An 18,896-nucleotide genomic window follows, 5' to 3' on the forward strand; every position below is an offset into this window, starting at 1 on the left:
GCAAAGATATTACACAGGTCTTCAACTGTAATTTCTAAAACATAACAATGACGTGGTCACTATGGTTGAAAAATGGCTTTTTAATTGCGAAATTCAATATTCCAAACATTTATTAGAAAAATATGAAGCCAACATCCAATAAACTAAGATCAAATAATAGTGTAGATCATGTCATCATTCGAGCAAAACCGGGTGATCCGACTAGGTGTTTGATTAGATTTGGACATACAACAATACAAGGTTGCTTGGGTCGCAATGGGCGAACAATCTTCAAGCGCGAGGGTGACGGCAAAACCCCTATTGCTAATATGCGAGTGCTGTATGGGTACCTAAAACCGAGCATTAAAAACTCAACACGACACCAAATAATCATGTCTCAAACCAATCAAAGCCTAGGCTGGTGCGATGAGCCCACACATCCAAGTTACAACAGGTCTGTGAAGCGGCCATTCTCGCACAGCCATGAAAAGATGCTTCGCGATGATATTCTTTATGATTTTATCATTGTGCTAGATTGGAACATCACGTGCCGCAAACGATATTGTGGCAGTGCGATTTTCTTCCATGTCGCCAAACAGGGATACCCTCCCACACAAGGTTGCATCGCAGTATCAAAGAGAGACATGAAGAAGATCATACCATTTATAACGAAGAAAACGCGTTTCAAAGTTCTCTAAACGCCAAACCATCCGATAATACCGCCCATAACGACGGCGACTACCAACCAGTGTATGCCATCAATAATGGTCAAATCCCAACCAAAATCCTGGTATCGGTTATTAATCGTCATGGTCGGCATGATAATTCCTAACCAGAGGAAAAAGCCAGATACGATGCCGTTATATAAAGTGACCTGCCCGTCGCCTAGATGTCCGATCACGCCAGCCATCATAATAGCTAAAACAATCTCGCAGACAAATGTAATAACAAAAAGGCTGGGCTCCATTTTTGGTTCAGTACCTTCTGGTATCTTCACCGCCTTCATCCAGCGTTTTGCATTAACGCCATAATAGACTGAACCGACAGCAAACGCTGCAATAACAGCCACAATGACAGCAATGTAATTGATCCCACCAAATTGCATAGCAAATCTCCTCTCATCACATAACTAGAAGATCACTATAACAAATATGCCTAATTAAAATAAAGTACAGCTTGTATGAATCACTAATATTCGCAAAACCAAGTGAAAACCTCCAACCTAGGTTGGAGGATTCTCAAGGTTACCCATGCGACAAACCTCAAAATACTCTTCGTCTGTCATTGGTTGAACTGACAAGCGCATGGATGTTACCAGCGGCATATTCGCCAGTTTTGGATTAGCTTTCACATCTTTAAGGGTCACATGTGTTGGCATATCGCAGACTGCCTTTATGTCCACACATTCCCACCGCTCATCATCAGTTGTCGAATCCGGATGACAAAGCGCGCATACTTCAATCACACCAACGACGGCCAAACCTTCATTTGAGTGATAGAAGAAACCTTTATCACCCAATTTCATAGCTCGCATATTATTACGAGCCTGATAATTGCGGATACCATCCCATTCTTCCCCAGCATCGCCCTTGGCTTTTTGCTGATCCCAAGACCATTTAAATGGTTCCGATTTAAATAACCAATATGCCAAATTAAGCCCCAATCTCAGATGAAGGTTCATGAAACACCCAAGTATAAGGTTTTATATCAACCTCTGCAAAAAGACCAACTTTTGCATACGGATCTTCTTTTGCAATTTGTTCTGCCTCAGTCTTATCTTCGACATTTAGAATAATGAGACTGCCACAAGGTTTGTCATTTTCATCCAATAAAGGACCGGCGATTTTCAATATACCTTTTGCATCCAAATCTTTCAGAAAGGCAAGGTGATCCTCTCGTGTGTCCAAACGCGTTTGTAAGGCGCCGGCGTTATCTTTACACATTAAAGCAACATACATTTACAACATCTCCATCAATGTTCATTTTCACTACGTAAGGGCCTTTCCAAGAGTTGCGAGATCGCATCCCGCACCTCCAACTTACCATTAATAATATCAGCAACTGATTTTGTGAGTGGCAACGCTATATTGTTGCTTTGTGCAATATCAGCCGCGGCAAGAGCTGCATTTGCACCCTCTACAAGCGGCTTACCCTCACCCACCAAATCGCTTGGTTTTGCGCCTTGACCAATGGCAATGCCAAAACGATAATTTCGGGATTGCTCACTGCTGGCAGTTAAAACCAGATCACCCAGCGCTGCAAGGCCGGAAGACGTTTCAGGATTTCCACCCATAAAAACGATGTAGCGCGATAGCTCCGCCAATCCCCTGGCGATCACAGAGGCTCGAGCGCTATCACCAAGGTTTGCACCAACAACAATGCCAGCCGCTATTGCAAGAACATTTTTAAGCGCACCACCTGTTTGCACACCGATCGGATCACTACTGGCATATAGACGGAAATTTTTACGTGAGATGCTTTGCGATAAATCTTCTGCAAATTTAATCTCATCAGCTGCAAGCGTCATTGCTGTCGGCAAGCCTTTTGCAATATCTGCAGCAAAACCAGGACCTGAAAGAATTGCAAGTCGTTGGCTTTTCAAAACTTTACTCACACTTTCACTCACCAACCCACCGTTCTTCGGGTCAAACCCTTTGGAGCAAATGATAAAACTCGCACCTTTCTTCAGATATGGTTGCGTAAGAATGGCAAATTCTTGCTGAGCCTTGCTTGGCACAACGGATAAAACAATATCAGCAATCTTCAAAACGTCATAATCTGCCGTTATCTCAAGCAAGGGAGGCAACATAATGCCAGGCAACCGCGCTGCATTCACACGCTTTTTTTGAATATCTGTAGCGTGCGTTTCACCGCGCACAAGCAAACTGATATTTGCTTGATCATCTGATGCGAGGACAGACGCCAGAGCTGTACCGAAAGCGCCACCGCCGGCGACCACTATGTTTGTCTTTTTGCTCATGCTTTTGCGCCACGCCGACCAGAACCAATTTTCGTTACCGCATTTTCGTCCAACGGCCAACGTGAACGAGGGGCAACATGCATAGGGTCACCCTCCAATCCAAGTGCCATTCGCTCCGCTCCGGCCCACGCAATCATACTTGCATTATCAGTACATAAATGATGCGGAGGCGCAACAAAACCCAATTTATATTCAGCACAAAGCCCATTTAATAACATTCGAATTTTCTTATTCGCCGCAACACCGCCGGCGACCACAAAGGATGGGTTCATTGGCAAATCTTCAAGTGCGTTAAACCGCTCAAGACCGCGCGACAATCGTTCCTTTAGCGTTTTCACAACAGCCTTTTCAAAACTCGCACATAAATCGCTCACGGTTTGATCAGATAGTGGTTGCTCGGCAATGGCTGTCTGGCGAATAGCTGTTTTGAGGCCAGAGAATGAAAAATCACAATTCTTCTGTCCACGCAAAGGCATGGGTAGCGCGAAACGGTCCTCATCACCCTGCATTGCAGCTTTCTCCACCGCCGGACCGCCCGGATATGACAATCCTAGCAATTTGGCTGTTTTATCAAAACACTCACCCAATGCATCATCAATAGTTGTCCCCCACCGCTCATATGAACCAACACCTTTGACCAAGATCAGCTGGGTATGTCCACCGGACACCAGAAGCATTAGATAAGGGAATTGCAGACCATCGGTTAACCGCGCTGTAAGTGCATGACCTTCTAGGTGGTTAATTGCATAAAGCGGCTTACCGGTCACCATGGCCAATGCTTTACCACTCATCAAACCAACCATAAGGCCACCAATAAGCCCCGGGCCTGATGTAGCTGCAATGGCATCAATATCTTCTAGTGTACAATCAGCATCGCTCAACGCTTTTTCAATCAATGTATCGAGCTTCTCAACATGCGCGCGTGCTGCAAGCTCCGGCACAACACCGCCATAAGCTTCATGCACATCAAACTGAGAATAGACGATATCGCTATTAATCACACCCGAGCCATCACCACGGCGCGTTACCACAGCAGCAGCGGTTTCATCGCAACTAGTCTCAATTCCCAAAACTTTTATGACTTGCGTCACCATAGACGGTTTCCAAAAAAATAAGTTTGGCGTAAAGCATTAATAGAGCCCAGTTAGCAACGGACACCAAATGATGCAAACAAAACCTTACAAAATTGGCACACGTGGCGGAGCTTTGGCACTTATTCAAGCTGAAGATGTTCGAAAAAAGCTTATGTTGGCACATGATCTACCAGAAAGCGCATTTGAGATAGTTATCCTGTCTACCAAAGCTGACCGTATGACAAATCAACCACTTTCCGAAATTGGTGGCAAAGGTTTATTCACATTAGAACTTGAAGAAAAGCTTATTGACGGCTCTCTGGATTTTGCAGTTCATTGCGTAAAAGATATGGCCACCAAACTACCAGAAGGGCTTTATCTATCTGCATATCTAGAGCGCGAAGATCCCAGAGATGTGCTCATAGGTGGCGCTGCAAATACAATTTCAGAACTACCCGAAAATGCGCTGATCGGAACTTCGTCGCTTAGAAGGCAAGCACTTATTCGCCGGATACGTCCCGACCTCAGAGTTACACTTTTTCGCGGGCTTGTTGGAACCCGATTACAAAAGCTTGCCGATGGTGAAGTCGATGCCACATTACTCGCTCTTGCAGGGTTAAAACGACTTAAAATAGAAGATAAGGCTACCGAAATTCTAGAAATCGATACGTTCCTTCCAGCACCTGGCCAAGGCGCAATATGCATAGAAAGCAAAATAGGCAATTCGGAAATCGACGAATTGATTGCTCCTTTAAACGATCCAACAACAGAAACCTGTATACTTTGTGAGCGCGCATTCTTACGCGCCTTGGACGGATCATGCCGAACACCAATTGCTGGTCACGCACAACTCGTAGATCAAAAGATCCATTTTTCAGGTAAGATTTTAAACGACGATGGAAGCCTGGTTTATGAAACTCAAGTAACAGGTAACGCCAATGATGCTGATACAATCGGCAAAGATGAAGGCGAAACACTTCGCGCGCAGGCTGGCGACAACTTTTTTAAAGATTGGACATGAGGGAATAATGAGGGTTCTTATCACACGACCAGAACCATCTGCATCGGCAACAGCCAGTAAGCTACTCAAGATTGGCCACACACCTATAACATTCCCTATGTCGAGACGAGAATGTGTGGAAATTTCCACACAAACCAACTTGCATTCTGCAAGTGCTTTTATCTTTACAAGTGCAAACGCGGTACATTGCTTTAAAAACACTCCAATTTCAAATCCTGAACTTCTTAGTAAACTCACCTATGTCGTAGGTGACAAAACCAAAGGTGAAGCATTAAAGCTTGGGTTTAACAACATTCAAACAGGCACAGGAAATGGTCAGGCTTTAGCAGAACTCATCGTCCGAGATTTCAATGATAGACAGATTGCACCAGCTGCGGATACGCCTCTCATATATCTAACAGCGGAAAATCGTACATCAGACCTTGAAGAAACACTTGCAAAAAACAAGTTGCCAGTTACACCAATTATTATCTACGAAATGATAACTCATTTCTCGCAAGCACAGTTCATTAGTGTTTTTAAAAACAACGCGATCGACATCGTATTATTCTACTCTCAAAGCGCAGTGCGTCGATTCTTCGCAGCAATCAATAATAATGATCCGAATTTGTTTACATCCTTACGTTATGGGTGTTTAAGCAAGGAAATCGCATCTGCAATACCTGATGAGTTTTCTAACCAGATTGACATTGCAATTGAACCTAAAGAACATCATCTTTTAGCCTGTATTGGCAATTAGTTTAAAATTAAATATCCTTTCTGCACCACAGCAACCCGGGATAGAAAAGAGACACCGCATATGGCACGCACACCTCGACATTCTAAACCAAAATCAGAATCGATTACGATCGATCTTGATGAAAAGGACGTCAAACCTATTGCCGATAATATTGAAAATGAAGGGGAAGACCAAGAGGATGCAATAAACCCCGATGAAAACGCCGCAGAGGACAACTCGAAGGAGGCTGCCGGTGACGAACAAGAACAACCTTCAACACCGGAACAAAGTAAGACTTCAGGCTCGACATTTTCTGCCGGTATTTTAGGCGCTGTTCTTGCGCTTGTTGGTGCTGCTGGCTTGCAATGGAGTGGATTTTTGCCGGGAGCCGACAACGGTCAACAAAATACAGTTGCAACACTTGAACAAAAAGTAGCTACTCTTGAAGAAAACCTTGGGCAGGCTAACAATCAAATTGCCGAACGCTTAACGATTCAGCCAACAGGTGATTTCAGCAGCTTAACAGCACGTGTAGATGCGCTTGAAAAACTTCTTCAAAACGACAATGCAAGTTCTCTTGAAGCTCTAAATGAAATCAAAATTCAAATTGATCAACTTACATCGAAGATCATTAATGTTGAAACGTCTGTGGCAAATGCAGGTACTGAAATTGGAGATCTTTCGCTGCCAGATAATCTAACTGCAGAGATCAACAAACTAACAACCTCGAACGTTGAACAAGCCGAGAAAATTGCAGACCTTCAAGCACAGATCGTCTCGCTGGCTCAATCGACATCACAAGACAGCCAAACATCACAAATCATCACTGACTTGCAAAAACGGCTCGCAGAAGCAGAAACTGCCATTGCTGAACCTCGCAACGATATTTCAATAGCACGTTCATTAGCGGCCACAGCTGTGAAAAGCGCCATTAATCGTGGTGGGTCTTTTGTTGCTGAGCTAGAAGCTTTTAGTCAAATAGACCCTGAACATTCTGCAATCGCAGAATTAAAACCACTTTCGGAACAAGGTGTTTTAAAACGTGTCGACCTTGTTGCAAGTTTTAGTGCTATTGCCAATCAAATTATTGCAGCAGATAGCGATGTTGAAGCTGATACAGGTATCATGTCACGTCTAATGAACAGTGCAGCATCAATGGTCAAAATTCGTAAAGTTGGCGAGATTGAGGGCGACACAGCTGAAGCCATTGTTGCACGTATTGAAACCCGCTTGAACGACGGTAAACTAACCGATGCAGCGCGCGAGTGGGATAAACTTTCAGACAAAGCAAAGATTGCGTCTGAAGAGTTTCAAACTCAGTTAAACGCTCGAATATTGGCAGAAAATTTATCAGATAAGCTAATGCAGGCCGACCCTGCAAATGCAGGTTAATGCAAGCGCAAGTATGAGTATTTAGAATGATCAAAGGCCTAATTTTTATCGCACTTATTTTGGTTCTCGGCACCGGGTTTGCTTGGTTAGCCGACCGCCCCGGTGAATTACTTATCAACTGGCAAGGTCAGCAAATTGAGTTATCGCTTATGACAGCCGTCAGTGCAATTGCCGCACTTGTCGTCACAATTATGTTCATCTGGTGGATCATTCGTCTTGTTCTGTCATCACCACAAATTATGTCTCGATATTTCAAATCTCGTCGCAAAGATCGCGGTTATAAAGCGCTGTCGCAAGGCTTAATTGCCGCAGGCGCGGGGGATGCAACATTAGCTAAAAAACTGACCAATCAAAGCAAAGGTTTGCTCGATGCGGGCGATGAACCGCTCATCAAATTACTTGCAGTACAAACAGCGATGATCGATGGTCGTGATGAAGATGCACGCAAAACACTACAAGAAATGTCTGAAACGCCTGAAACTGCTGTTCTGGGCCTGAGAGGACTTTATCTTGAAGCTAAACGCCTTGGCGCAAATGAAGCTGCCAGCCAATATGCAACAAAAGCTGCGGATCAAGCACCTCATCTTGAATGGGCTGGTAATGCTGCTATCGAGGTAAATGCCCAAGAAGGTAATTGGGATGATGCGATCCGCCGTTTAGAAAAACAACGGACAGCGAACGCAGTTTCTCCAGACCTTTTCAAGCGAAAAAAAGCTGTACTGCTTGCAGGTCGCGCAATGGGTCGAGCGGATGGGGAACTATCTGACATTGCTAAAGATGCACAAAACGCCCTCACCTTAGCCCCAGACCTAATTCCGGCGGCGGTTATTGCAGCGAAGGCATACTTCCAGATGGGTCAATTGCGAAAAGGCTCCAAAATTTTGGAAAAAATATGGAAGCAGCAACCCCATCCGCAAGTATCTGAAGCATACGTGTCTGCCCGAGTTGGGGACACGTCCGGAGATCGCTTAAAACGAGCGTTGAAGCTTGAGTCTATTCGCAGTCATCATGCCGAATCACTCCTTGTCGTTGCTAAGATGGCGATGGAAGCGCATGATCTGAAGCTCGCACGTGAAAGGGCTGAATCTGCTGCAAAAATGGAACCGCGAAAAAGTATGTATTTGCTACTTGCTGATATCGAAGAAGCTGATACAGGCGACCAAGGCCGTGTTCGTCACTGGCTTGCAAATGCAGTCCGCGCATCACGAGATCCGCAATGGACCGCTGATGGCTATGTCAGCGAAGAATGGGCACCTTTCTCACCAGTTACAGGCAAACTTGATGCATTTGAGTGGAAAGTACCACTAACAGCACTCGCGGGCGCTGTTGAAGAAGGAGAAATAGCAGAAGATAATTTCGCTCAAGCTATGGCAGATCTCCCTGCAATATCCGCTCCTGTATTTGCTGCAGCGAGTGTGATCAATGAAGCAGAACCAGAAGCGAAAATTAACATCAAAGCAGAAACAATAGAGCCCGAGATAAAAACAGAGACATCGCAGGATGAGGAAGTTGCACACGAAAACGCCTCAAAAGAAGTAGAAACTACTGATATTAATGATGAGAATCAGCAAGCGAATGTTGATGAAGCTCTCGAGAAAAATACAGAAGACGCTCCCGAAGAAGAGGTATTAAGGAAGGCTGTTGACGACCCTGGTGTGGCCGAAAATACTGAAAACAATAATAAATCTGGCGGCTTCCGGTTGTTTTAATGATGCATCCCACCCTATATCTAATGAGAATAGGGTCGGAGTATTGAATGCTGATTGATAAATTACGAGACTTTATAAGCTCGTTGACTGATGACAGTGAACAGTTTCAAGGTGCGAATAAAGATGATCCACAAGTTGCAGCAGCAGCCCTCTTTTATCGCGTTATTGAAGCCGACGGTGTTATCAGTGAAAGTGAACAAGTAAAACTTAAAGAGCTGTTAGCGATCGAATTTGATATCAGTATGGACGAAGCCATTTTGCTTTACCATGCGGGTGAAGCAGCCGACCAAGCATCTGTTGACTTTTACACGTTTACCCGCGTTTTGAAAAAACACCTAACAGCAGAGCAAAAAGTCTGCCTCGTCGAAATTCTCTGGGAGCTTGCTTATGCGGATTGCAAGCGGCATGAACTTGAAGATCATGTGATATGGCGGATTTCCGATCTGATGGGCATATCGGGTCGTGAACGTGTTTTAGCCCGTCAACGTGTTGAGGAAGAATTACGCCGTTCATGATAGATAGAGTAAGCTCGAATTCAAATAAAATTCTCATAGTGCTTCATCAAGAAAATTCAACGCCTGGCCGCGTTGGGAAATTACTGGAGGAAATGGGCTATGAACTTGATATGAGGCGTCCTCGCTTTGACGATCCTCTGCCTAAGAGCCTGGATGACCACGCAGGCGCGGTCGTTTTTGGTGGCCCCATGAGCGCAAATGATAATGATGATTTCGTTACGCGCGAAATTAACTGGCTCAATGTCCCACTTAAGGAAAACAAACCATTTCTCGGCATATGTCTCGGTGCACAGATGCTTGTAAAACACTTGGGCAAGCAAGTTTACAGTCATCCAGAAGGCCTGATTGAGGCAGGTTGGTATCCACTACAATCCACCTCAGAGGGCGACAAGCTACTAAAATGGCCAAAGATGGCCTATCAATTTCACCGTGAGGGGTTTGAGCTACCTGATGGAGCCACCCTGCTTGCAAAATCCCCAAGTTACCCAAATCAGGCATTTCGCTATGGTGAGAAAGCGTGGGCAGTTCAATTTCATGCGGAGCTTACGCAAGTCATGATGCAGCGCTGGATAGTCGGCGGTGCAGAACGCTTCACGATGCCTGGTGCGCAGGTAGGTTCACAACACCTAAAAGGAAGGCTTCTTTACGATACAGCTCTTCTTGCTTGGCTCATAGATTTTTTGAACCTGGTATTTGGCCCAGCACCAAGAAATCTTAATGCCGAACCATATCAACGATAATTTTCTTCAATATAAGACTTTACGAGTGATTGAAAATCTTCGGCGATGTTAGCCCCACGCAAAGTTGCAGATTTTTGACCATCAATAAACACGGGCGCTGCAGGTGTCTCACCAGTACCGGGAAGAGAAATTCCAATATTGGCGTGTTTTGATTCGCCTGGCCCATTTACAATGCAACCCATAACCGCAACTTTGAGATTTTCAACACCTGGATATTGTTCACGCCAAACAGGCATATTTTCACGTAAATCAGATTCAATTTTTTGTGCCAGTTCCTGAAAAACTGTTGATGTTGTACGCCCACACCCCGGACATGCAGCAACGACAGGAATGAATTGGCGAAAGCCCATGACTTGCAAAAGCTCTTGCGCAACCTGCACTTCTTTTGTGCGATCACCATTCGGTTCTGGCGTTAAGGAAATACGCACAGTATCACCAATACCCTGCTGCAAAACAATGGCAAGTGCGGCTGATGAGGCAACGATGCCCTTAGACCCCATTCCCGCTTCCGTAAGGCCCAAATGAAGTGCATAATCACCACGTTCCGCCAATTGAGTGTATACGGAAATCAAATCTTGCACTTGAGACACTTTCGCAGATAAAATAATCTTATCTCTCCCAAGCCCAATACTTTCGGCGAGTTCGGCAGATAGTAATGCCGACTGAATAATTGCCTCGTGCATGACTTGGGTTGCACTCATTGGTGAACCATTCTCGGCGTTCTGATCCATCAAATTTGTTAAGAGAGCTTGATCAAGCGAACCCCAGTTTACACCTATCCGAACAGGTTTATTATGCGTAATCGCTGTTTCAATGATCTGACCGAACTGCTTATCTTTCTTATTCTTAAATCCGACATTGCCCGGATTAATTCGATATTTAGCAAGTGCTTCTGCACAGGCGGGGTGATCCGCCAAAAGCTTATGACCAATATAATGAAAATCTCCGACAAGCGGCACATCCAGGCCAAGGCGTTCAAGACGTTCACGAATCTTGGGAACAGCTGAGGCACTTTCATCACGATCAACTGTGATCCGTACAATTTCAGACCCTGCTTTTGACAATGCAGCGACTTGAGCTACCGTAGCATCAATATCCGCAGTATCCGTATTTGTCATAGATTGCACGACAACCGGTGCCTGCCCACCAACGATAACTCCACCAACATTAACTCCTTGAGTTAAACGTCGTGATTTCGGGGCATACATATTTAAATTGCTCATAGAAAAGATCTTACTGCTATTTTAAAAAACCTAATGGCAGAAACCATATTTAAGTTGGGTAATCAATGCGTCATTGTCAACCAGCAGAATTCTAACACGCCACTTAAAATATTTGCTACTTTGTACCCTCATCAGCATAACGCACAGGATACATAGCAAAGAAAATGATAAAGAGACATAGCGGCATTAGGGCGAAGATGAAGGTATAGCTATAAGCCTGTGCGACAAAGCCAAACAAAGGCGGGGCAAGCAGAAATCCTGAATATCCGACAGATGTAACCATCGAAACAGAAACGCCGCTAGGAATTCCAGGCAAATTGCCAGCCGCGGAAACAGCGATTGGAAACAAGTTTGAAATTCCGATACCTGTTATGAAAAATCCCAAAATCGTTAGGGTTGGTTGAGATGACAATGTCACGATGGTGAAGCCGGTTATTGAAAACACAAGACACACGCGAAGTGTATTCACTGCACCATATTTCTGTCGGAAGTAATCACCTGTGAAGCGCACAAATGCCATTGATAATGAGAAAGCGGCAAAACCGTAACCGGCAGTTGTTAATTCAAATCCGCGCTCTTCGTGCAACAAAAGCCCACTCCAGTCGATAACAACACCTTCTGGCACAATGGCAAGCAAACAAATAATTCCAAGCATGTAGGGTAATATCGATCGTGGGAATCGTATTTTCAAACCAGCACTCACCTGCTCTTCCGATGGCGGCTCATTCTCCATTTTACGAAGTGCATAGCTCATCAAAAGAAGAAATATCACCATCCAAAATAGCGCATGGCCGGTTTCACCAAGTAGAAACAATGTTTTCCCACCGAACAGCGCACCGACAAGTCCTCCAACACTCCAAAACCCATGACAAGAAGACATGATGGCACGTTTTGTCTGCCGCTCGACTTCGATCACATTTGAATTCATAGCAACATCCATGCCGGCCCAAAACATGCCGAAAAAAGTCAAAACAATGACAGCGCCAGCCATATCTGGTGCCAACGTGACTAAAACCAAACCAGGCGCACAAAGCAGGCTGTTAAAAATAATTGGCAACCTTGTTCCGTATCGCGCAATCAAAGCTCCGCCAATAGGCATTGCGACCAACGCCCCTAACCCCAAAGCCAGGATCACCAGCCCGAGTTCGCTTTCGCTTAGCAAAAGACGCGCCTTAAAAACTGGAATCATTGGTGTCCAAACACCAATGAACAAACCGTTCCCGAAGAACAGCATAGAAACGGCGATGCGGGCGATTGGAAACTTAGAAGAAATAAATGCCATATTGACAGTTCCGGTTCATGGGGAACACCAGATCTAGGTCATTTAGGCGGAACTGGCAATCCTTTTTAAATCGTTTGAATCTATCCAATTATCCAGCATTTCAAATAAAGTTTCAGATGAAAGTGGCTTGGTCAAAACATCATCCATACCTGCTTCAAGGCATTCTTCTTTATCCTTGATCTGCGCATGTGCGGTCACTCCAATTATCGGGGTTCGACCGATCTTGTGCTCGATTTCCAGAGCACGAATACGTCTCGTGGCTTCACGACCATTCATCTCAGGCATAGAAACATCCATAAGGATTATGCGCGGATGACATGCCTCCCATTCAGACACACCCAATTTTCCATTCGCAACTATCTTAAAACTATAGTCTGTCATCTCCAGATATTGCGAAATAACAAGTTGATTGACCTCATTATCTTCACAAACAAGAATATCCAACTCCTGCGTTTCTTCTACCGCAAGCAATTGAGAAGCCGCTGGGGTTTGTTCAGTTGAAACACGACTATTTGCAACGGAAGATGCTTCAGGTTGAGCAACCGGTTCGGCAAGTGCATGTGCAGCTGACCTTAGATTCTTCACCTGGGAACCAGTCAAAATTTGATCGATAACAACTCTTAAATCTACCCCGCGTACTGGCTTGGATAAATGCCCATCAAGTTGATATTGCTTCAATGAATTAATTAACTCTGAATGATCCACAGAAGATAGAAGGAGAACTTTTGTATTTGCAATAGCCTCGGTTTCTCTGATCGCTTTTAGAACTTCAGCACCAGTCATATCAGGCATCTGAAAATCAAGAACGACAATGTCGACTTTGATACCATGATGGTTTTGGGCAGCATTCAGAAATTCCAGCGCGACAGGTCCACTTTCCACCGCAACACATTCGTAGCCCCAAGCACTTAGTTGCTCGACCAAGATCGCTCTATTAACTTCATTATCATCCACAACAAGTGCACGTATTCGCGTGTTAGGATCAACTTCAACAAGCTCTTCAAAAGATTCACCATTCTCGATTGGCAGATCAAGTGTGAAATTGAATTTTGAACCGACACCCAATTCACTACTTACCGCAATTTTTCCACCCATCATTTCAACAAGTCGAGCGGAAATAGCTAACCCCAATCCGGTTCCTTCAAAACGCCGGGTGTTAGAGCTATCAACTTGACTAAATTTATCAAAGATCTTCCCAATTTTGCCCTCCGAAATGCCTATTCCTGTATCTTCGATTTCAAATTGTAATCGTGCGTGGTCCAGCTTATCACATTCAAGGCTCGAGACATTAATAAGAACATGGCCTTTTTCTGTAAACTTGATGGCATTTCCCAAAATGTTGATAATGATTTGACGAAGCCTCACCCCATCGACAGACACACTTTTTGGCATATCCGGCTGAATACGCATGACAAGTTCAACATCTTTTTCATTGGCTTTTATTGCCAATAACGTCGAGATCTCACCAACCAATTCGCCCACATCGCACACCTCATCTTGAAGTTGCAGTTGTTGAGCATCTATCTTTGAAAAATCGAGAATGTCATTGATAATACCTAAAAGTGCATTGCTCGATTTCATTATCACATTTGAAAAAGTTCTTTGTCGATCATCGAGATCAGTTTTATTAAGTAACTCCGCCATGCCCAACACACCATTCATGGGTGTACGGATCTCGTGGCTCATTGTAGCTAAAAATTCAGACTTAGCGCGGTCAGCTTCTTTTGCATTTTCCAATGCAACATCAGCTTCATGTCTTTTGATCTCAAAGCCTTGTAGCAATCGACGAAAAATAACATCAACTGGTAGAAAGATCAGAACAGCAATGCACAAAAGCGCGGCTAAGGTCATTATGATAAAATCTAAATGCTTTTTAGTGGTCCAATCACCTAGAAACTCATGTCTCTTCAAAATCACGCTACGGATTAGTGATCGTGATTTCAGAGCCATAACTTTATAGTTAAATACAAGACTCTTAACTTGTTTGGGCAAAGCATCGCCCATTAAATCTCCGGTTAGCTGATCCGGTCTAAAAAACTGAGAATAGCGATAGATAGAGTGTTTAACCTGCTGAAGCGATTTATCGTCAAATCGCAGTGAACCAGTTACGGCCGCCTGATGATTATAGATATTTTCAAATATTTTTGTCTGCTCGAAACCCTGAGAAACCTTTGCAATCAGTGTATTTACACTGACGCTGATATGCTTTTCATGGGCGATTTTTTCATCATCAGTTGGTTTATCTTTACTCAGCAGTTCCTGCAATCGTATTGCTGAATTATTGACCGCTTCTGCGATCAATTCCAGCTTCTGAAACTCTTCTGTAAATTCGACCAGTTCATGTGCTTTCATGTCGTGTAACGAGTTAGCCTGATAGTTTTGAAAACAAATAATTGCTATACCAACGAGGCTGACAGTGTAAGCTAAACGCAAAAACCAAATAGTTTTACGACTCGTAAGAGACATGTTTGCACGCATTCGCATAATACCCACTCTTCTAATTCAGATTAATATGAACAGAATTGGTTAATAAACGAATGAAAAAATACCCATAAAGCAATAGTAATGAATTAGTGCCTTATGGGCGGTTTTGACAAAGTTAAACTGTAGTTATTCAATAACAGAAAGAATAATGAAGATTTATACTTTAAAATCCATCAGAAGATCTTTCGCATCGATTTGATCACCAACTTTGATAAGAACTTCGTTAAGAACACCATCTTTTTCAGCATGAATAGCCGTTTCCATTTTCATTGCCTCAATGGATAAAAGCACATCACCGGCTTTGATTTTCTGGCCCGAAGAAACAGCAACTGTGGATACAACACCTGGCATAGGCGCACCAACATGGTTGTCGTTGCCAAGTTCTGCTTTTGGTCGAACAGCAGATCCAGCTGCACCATGTGCTCGATCTGGAACCTTAATTCGGCGCGGTTGACCATTAAATTCGAAAAATACTGTGACCATACCCTTTTCATCGGTATCGCTCATAGCAAGGTTTTGGACAACAAGTGTCTTACCTTTTTCGATCTCAATAAATGCTTCTTCTCCGACCGGAAGACCATAAAAATAACTCGGCGTAGACAATGAACTCACAGGACCATAAGTTTCGCTAATCTGTGCAAAATCAGTGAACACTTTTGGATACATTAAATAAGATGAGAACTCGTTCTCAGAAACTTCGCGTTCAAGCGTAGTTTCAATATCTTTACGTTCTTGAGCAAGATCAGCATGGTCCAACAAAGAACCAGGACGAACCGTATAAGCCTCTTCACCTTTTAGCACTTTGTCCTGCAACGCCTTTGGCCAGCCCTTAGGCGGCTGCCCCAAATCGCCACGCATCATTGAAACAACACTCTCGGGGAAGGCAACATCTTTCTCTGGGTCTTCAACATCTGCGACGCTCAAATCTTGGCTCACCATCATCAAAGCCATATCCCCAACAACCTTCGAAGACGGTGTTACTTTAACGATATCACCAAACATCTGATTGGCGTCCGAGTAGGTTTGTGCAACTTCGTGCCAACGTGTTTCTAAACCTAGCGAACGTGCTTGTTCCTTCAAGTTAGTGAATTGACCGCCTGGCATTTCGTGAAGATAAACTTCGGATGCTGGGCTTTGGCTAATGGATTCAAAAGCTGCATACTGGTCACGCACAGATTCCCAATAGAATGAAATCCGACGTATCCATTCTGTGTCCAATTCAGGGTCACGCTCTGAACCTTTAAGCGCTTCAACAATAGACCCTAAGCATGGTTGAGATGTATTACCAGAAAACGCGTCCATTGCCGCGTCCACCGCATCAACACCTGCATCAACAGCTGCCAAAACCGTCGCCGCAGTAATACCTGACGTATCGTGCGTATGAAAATGAATAGGCAGATCCGTCACATCACGGATTGCGCCAAACAACTGCGTTGCTGCAGCTGGCTTTAGCAAACCAGCCATGTCTTTCAGAGCAATAATATGGGCACCCGCTTTATCAAGATCTTTAGCAAGATCCGCATAATATTGAAGATCATATTTCGGACGAGCCGAATTCATAATATCGCCAGTATAGCAAATTGTAGCTTCGCAAAGTTTGTTTTCTTCACGAACTGCGTCCATTGACACACGCATATTCTCAACCCAGTTTAGGCAGTCGAACACGCGGAACAAATCGATACCACCTTCAGCGGCTTGCTTAACAAAGTGCTTCACAACATTATCTGGATAGTTCTTATAACCCACACCATTTGCACCACGCAAAAGCATCTGTAGAAGAATGTTTGGTGCAGCCTCTCTCACTTTAGAAAGGCGCTCCCAAGGATCTTCCGTAAGAAAGCGCATAGATACATCAAATGTTGCGCCGCCCCAACATTCAAGTGAGAAGAGATTTGGCAATGCACGAGCATAAGTGCCAGCAATATTGGCAATATCATATGTCCGCATACGTGTAGCCAACAACGACTGATGACCATCACGCATCGTCGTATCTGTAATCAGCGTGCGCTTTTGAACACGCATCCATTTTGCAAATTTATCCGGACCATATTCATCCAAAATTTGCTTTGTGCCATCAGGAATATCACCAGTGACATACGGCACTTTTGGAGCCGGCGCATCTTCTGACGGGCGAGGTCTACCTTTAACTTCTGGATGGCCATTAACGGTAACATCGGCCAAGTAAGTCAATAATTTTGTCGCACGGTCAGCACGTTTAACTTGCTCGAACAATTCCGGTGTCGAATCGATAAATTTTGTTGTGTAAGTATTATTCTTAAATTCCTCATGGCCAATAATCGCCTCAAGGAATGTCAAGTTGGTTGAAACACCACGAATACGAAACTCACGTAGCGCACGGTCCATCCGCTGGATCGCTTCTTCAGGCGTCGGTGCCCATGCTGTCACTTTTTCCAGAAGCGGATCGTAATAACGGGTGATAACTGCACCTGAATAAGCTGTACCGCCATCAAGGCGAATACCAAAACCTGTCGCACCACGGTAGGCCGTTATACGACCATAGTCTGGAATAAAGTTCTGCTCAGGATCCTCTGTCGTAATCCGACATTGAAGCGCATGACCATTAAGTCGGATATCCTCTTGTGCAGGAACACCAGATTCTTCCGTGCCAATGGCAGCGCCTTCCAGGATATGGATTTGCGCTTTAACTATATCAATACCTGTAACTTCTTCAGTCACAGTATGTTCAACCTGAATACGCGGGTTTACTTCAATAAAGTAGAAATCACCTGATTCCATATCCATAAGATATTCAACTGTACCAGCACCAACATAATTCGTCTCAGAGGCTAGCTTTTTTGAATATGATGCCAATTCTTGACGCTTCTCCTCATTAAGGTAGGGTGCAGGAGCACGTTCGACAACTTTCTGATTACGACGTTGAACAGAACAATCACGCTCAAACAAATGAACTACATTACCGTGTGTATCACCCAAAACTTGGCTTTCAACATGACGCGCACGCTCAACCAGCTTCTCAAGGTAAATTTCACCCTTGCCGAATGCAGCAATCGCTTCGCGACGTGCTTCGGTTGATTCCCGCTCGAGCTCATCCTCTGCACGAATTACGCGCATTCCGCGGCCACCCCCGCCCCATGAGGCTTTTAGCATCAACGGGTAGCCAATCTCAGCAGCCATTTTTTTAACGGCTTCAATATCATCTTCTGGCAATGGATCAGTTGCAGGCACAACAGGCACACCAACTTCAAGCGCCAAATTACGTGCAGCTACTTTATTACCCAAACGACGCATAGTCTCGCCGCGTGGTCCAATGAAGATTATACCCGCTTCATCGCATGCATCCACAAATTCCGGACTTTCAGACAAAAGGCCATAGCCGGGGTGAATAGCGTCCGCCCCAGAAAGTTTAGCAACACGAATAATTTCCTCGATGGAAAGATAACTTTCGATAGGGCCCATATCTTTTTTAAGGTGATCACCACGGCCAACTTGATAGGATTCATCGGCCTTAAAGCGATGAAGCGCAAGTTTGTCTTCCTCGGCCCAAATGGCAACTGTTTTAATACCAAGTTCATTTGCTGCACGAAAAACACGAATGGCAATTTCAGACCTATTCGCTACTAGAATTTTTGAGATTTTCAAGAATATATCCCCATCAAGAATTATGCGTCTATTTTTTTCGGCACTGCCGAAACTGGAAGTTATGGGCATGTCTTAGCGCCTCAGATGCTGCAATGCAACTAAGCGAAACGGTTCAAATCGATTGAAACAGTATTAGTTAACTACCTGTTGGGAAGATTA

Annotated in this window: 16 protein-coding genes; 7 read left to right on the plus strand and 9 right to left on the minus strand. The window is 44.3% G+C overall.

What is annotated here, in order from left to right:
* Positions 1-122: 122 nt before the first annotated feature.
* Positions 123-677, plus strand: coding sequence for a L,D-transpeptidase family protein (locus G3W54_RS19375; protein WP_162653185.1), 555 nt, complete (start codon positions 123-125; stop codon positions 675-677).
* Here the strand turns inward: G3W54_RS19375 and G3W54_RS11545 are convergent.
* From G3W54_RS11545 to tsaD, 5 genes are all read right to left on the minus strand, one after another.
* Positions 674-1,084, minus strand: coding sequence for a DUF1761 domain-containing protein (locus G3W54_RS11545; RefSeq protein ID WP_162653186.1), 411 nt, complete (start codon positions 1,082-1,084; stop codon positions 674-676). The genes G3W54_RS19375 and G3W54_RS11545 overlap by 4 nt on opposite strands.
* Before the next feature lie 117 nt (positions 1,085-1,201).
* Positions 1,202-1,630, minus strand: coding sequence for an EVE domain-containing protein (locus G3W54_RS11550; RefSeq protein WP_162653678.1), 429 nt, complete (start codon positions 1,628-1,630; stop codon positions 1,202-1,204).
* A gap of 1 nt (position 1,631) precedes the next feature.
* A complete protein-coding gene (locus G3W54_RS11555; protein WP_162653187.1) occupies positions 1,632-1,937 on the minus strand; it encodes a YciI family protein in 306 nt (101 codons plus the stop codon).
* Positions 1,938-1,951: 14 nt separating this feature from the next.
* On the minus strand, positions 1,952-2,959 hold the full coding sequence (locus G3W54_RS11560; RefSeq protein WP_162653188.1) for an NAD(P)H-dependent glycerol-3-phosphate dehydrogenase: 1,008 nt from the start codon (positions 2,957-2,959) through the stop codon (positions 1,952-1,954).
* Positions 2,956-4,050 (minus strand): tRNA (adenosine(37)-N6)-threonylcarbamoyltransferase complex transferase subunit TsaD, encoded by a 1,095-nt coding sequence (tsaD, locus tag G3W54_RS11565; RefSeq protein WP_162653679.1) that lies wholly within the window; start codon positions 4,048-4,050, stop codon positions 2,956-2,958. The genes G3W54_RS11560 and tsaD overlap by 4 nt, the downstream gene beginning before the upstream one ends.
* 73 nt (positions 4,051-4,123) lie before the next feature.
* Here tsaD and hemC point away from each other — a divergent pair, with 73 nt between their 5' ends.
* From hemC to G3W54_RS11595, 6 genes are read left to right on the plus strand one after another with little or no spacing between them, the layout of a single operon-like run.
* Positions 4,124-5,053, plus strand: coding sequence for a hydroxymethylbilane synthase (gene hemC / locus G3W54_RS11570; RefSeq protein WP_162653680.1), 930 nt, complete (start codon positions 4,124-4,126; stop codon positions 5,051-5,053).
* 7 nt (positions 5,054-5,060) lie between these two features.
* Positions 5,061-5,792 carry a uroporphyrinogen-III synthase gene (locus G3W54_RS11575; RefSeq protein ID WP_162653189.1) on the plus strand — a complete coding sequence of 244 codons (732 nt, stop codon included), beginning with the start codon at positions 5,061-5,063 and terminating at the stop codon, positions 5,790-5,792.
* Between the two features lie 60 nt (positions 5,793-5,852).
* Positions 5,853-7,163: a hypothetical protein gene (locus G3W54_RS11580; protein WP_162653190.1), complete on the plus strand. Its 1,311-nt coding sequence runs from the start codon at positions 5,853-5,855 to the stop codon at positions 7,161-7,163.
* Positions 7,164-7,189: 26 nt separating this feature from the next.
* Positions 7,190-8,872 (plus strand): heme biosynthesis protein HemY, encoded by a 1,683-nt coding sequence (locus G3W54_RS11585; protein ID WP_162653191.1) that lies wholly within the window; start codon positions 7,190-7,192, stop codon positions 8,870-8,872.
* A 47-nt stretch (positions 8,873-8,919) separates the two neighbouring features.
* A complete protein-coding gene (locus tag G3W54_RS11590; RefSeq protein ID WP_244627885.1) occupies positions 8,920-9,387 on the plus strand; it encodes a TerB family tellurite resistance protein in 468 nt (155 codons plus the stop codon).
* Positions 9,384-10,127 carry a glutamine amidotransferase gene (locus G3W54_RS11595; RefSeq protein ID WP_162653192.1) on the plus strand — a complete coding sequence of 248 codons (744 nt, stop codon included), beginning with the start codon at positions 9,384-9,386 and terminating at the stop codon, positions 10,125-10,127. The genes G3W54_RS11590 and G3W54_RS11595 overlap by 4 nt, the downstream gene beginning before the upstream one ends.
* Here G3W54_RS11595 and ispG read toward each other — a convergent pair.
* The 4 genes from ispG to pyc all read right to left on the minus strand — a co-directional run bounded on the left by ispG (position 10,118) and on the right by pyc (position 18,737).
* A complete protein-coding gene (ispG, locus tag G3W54_RS11600) occupies positions 10,118-11,350 on the minus strand; it encodes a flavodoxin-dependent (E)-4-hydroxy-3-methylbut-2-enyl-diphosphate synthase (protein WP_162653193.1) in 1,233 nt (410 codons plus the stop codon). The two genes, G3W54_RS11595 and ispG, sit on opposite strands and share 10 nt — an antisense overlap.
* Before the next feature lie 115 nt (positions 11,351-11,465).
* Positions 11,466-12,632, minus strand: coding sequence for an MFS transporter (locus G3W54_RS11605; RefSeq protein ID WP_162653194.1), 1,167 nt, complete (start codon positions 12,630-12,632; stop codon positions 11,466-11,468).
* A gap of 42 nt (positions 12,633-12,674) precedes the next feature.
* Complete coding sequence (locus tag G3W54_RS11610; protein WP_162653195.1) at positions 12,675-15,116, minus strand: response regulator; 2,442 nt, start codon at positions 15,114-15,116, stop codon at positions 12,675-12,677.
* 156 nt (positions 15,117-15,272) lie between these two features.
* Entirely contained in the window at positions 15,273-18,737 is a 3,465-nt protein-coding gene (pyc, locus tag G3W54_RS11615) for a pyruvate carboxylase (protein ID WP_162653682.1), read from the minus strand.
* Between the last annotated feature and the right edge of the window lie 159 nt (positions 18,738-18,896).

It is taken from the genome of Lentilitoribacter sp. Alg239-R112 (assembly GCF_900537175.1).
GTDB lineage: Bacteria > Pseudomonadota > Alphaproteobacteria > Rhizobiales > Rhizobiaceae > Lentilitoribacter.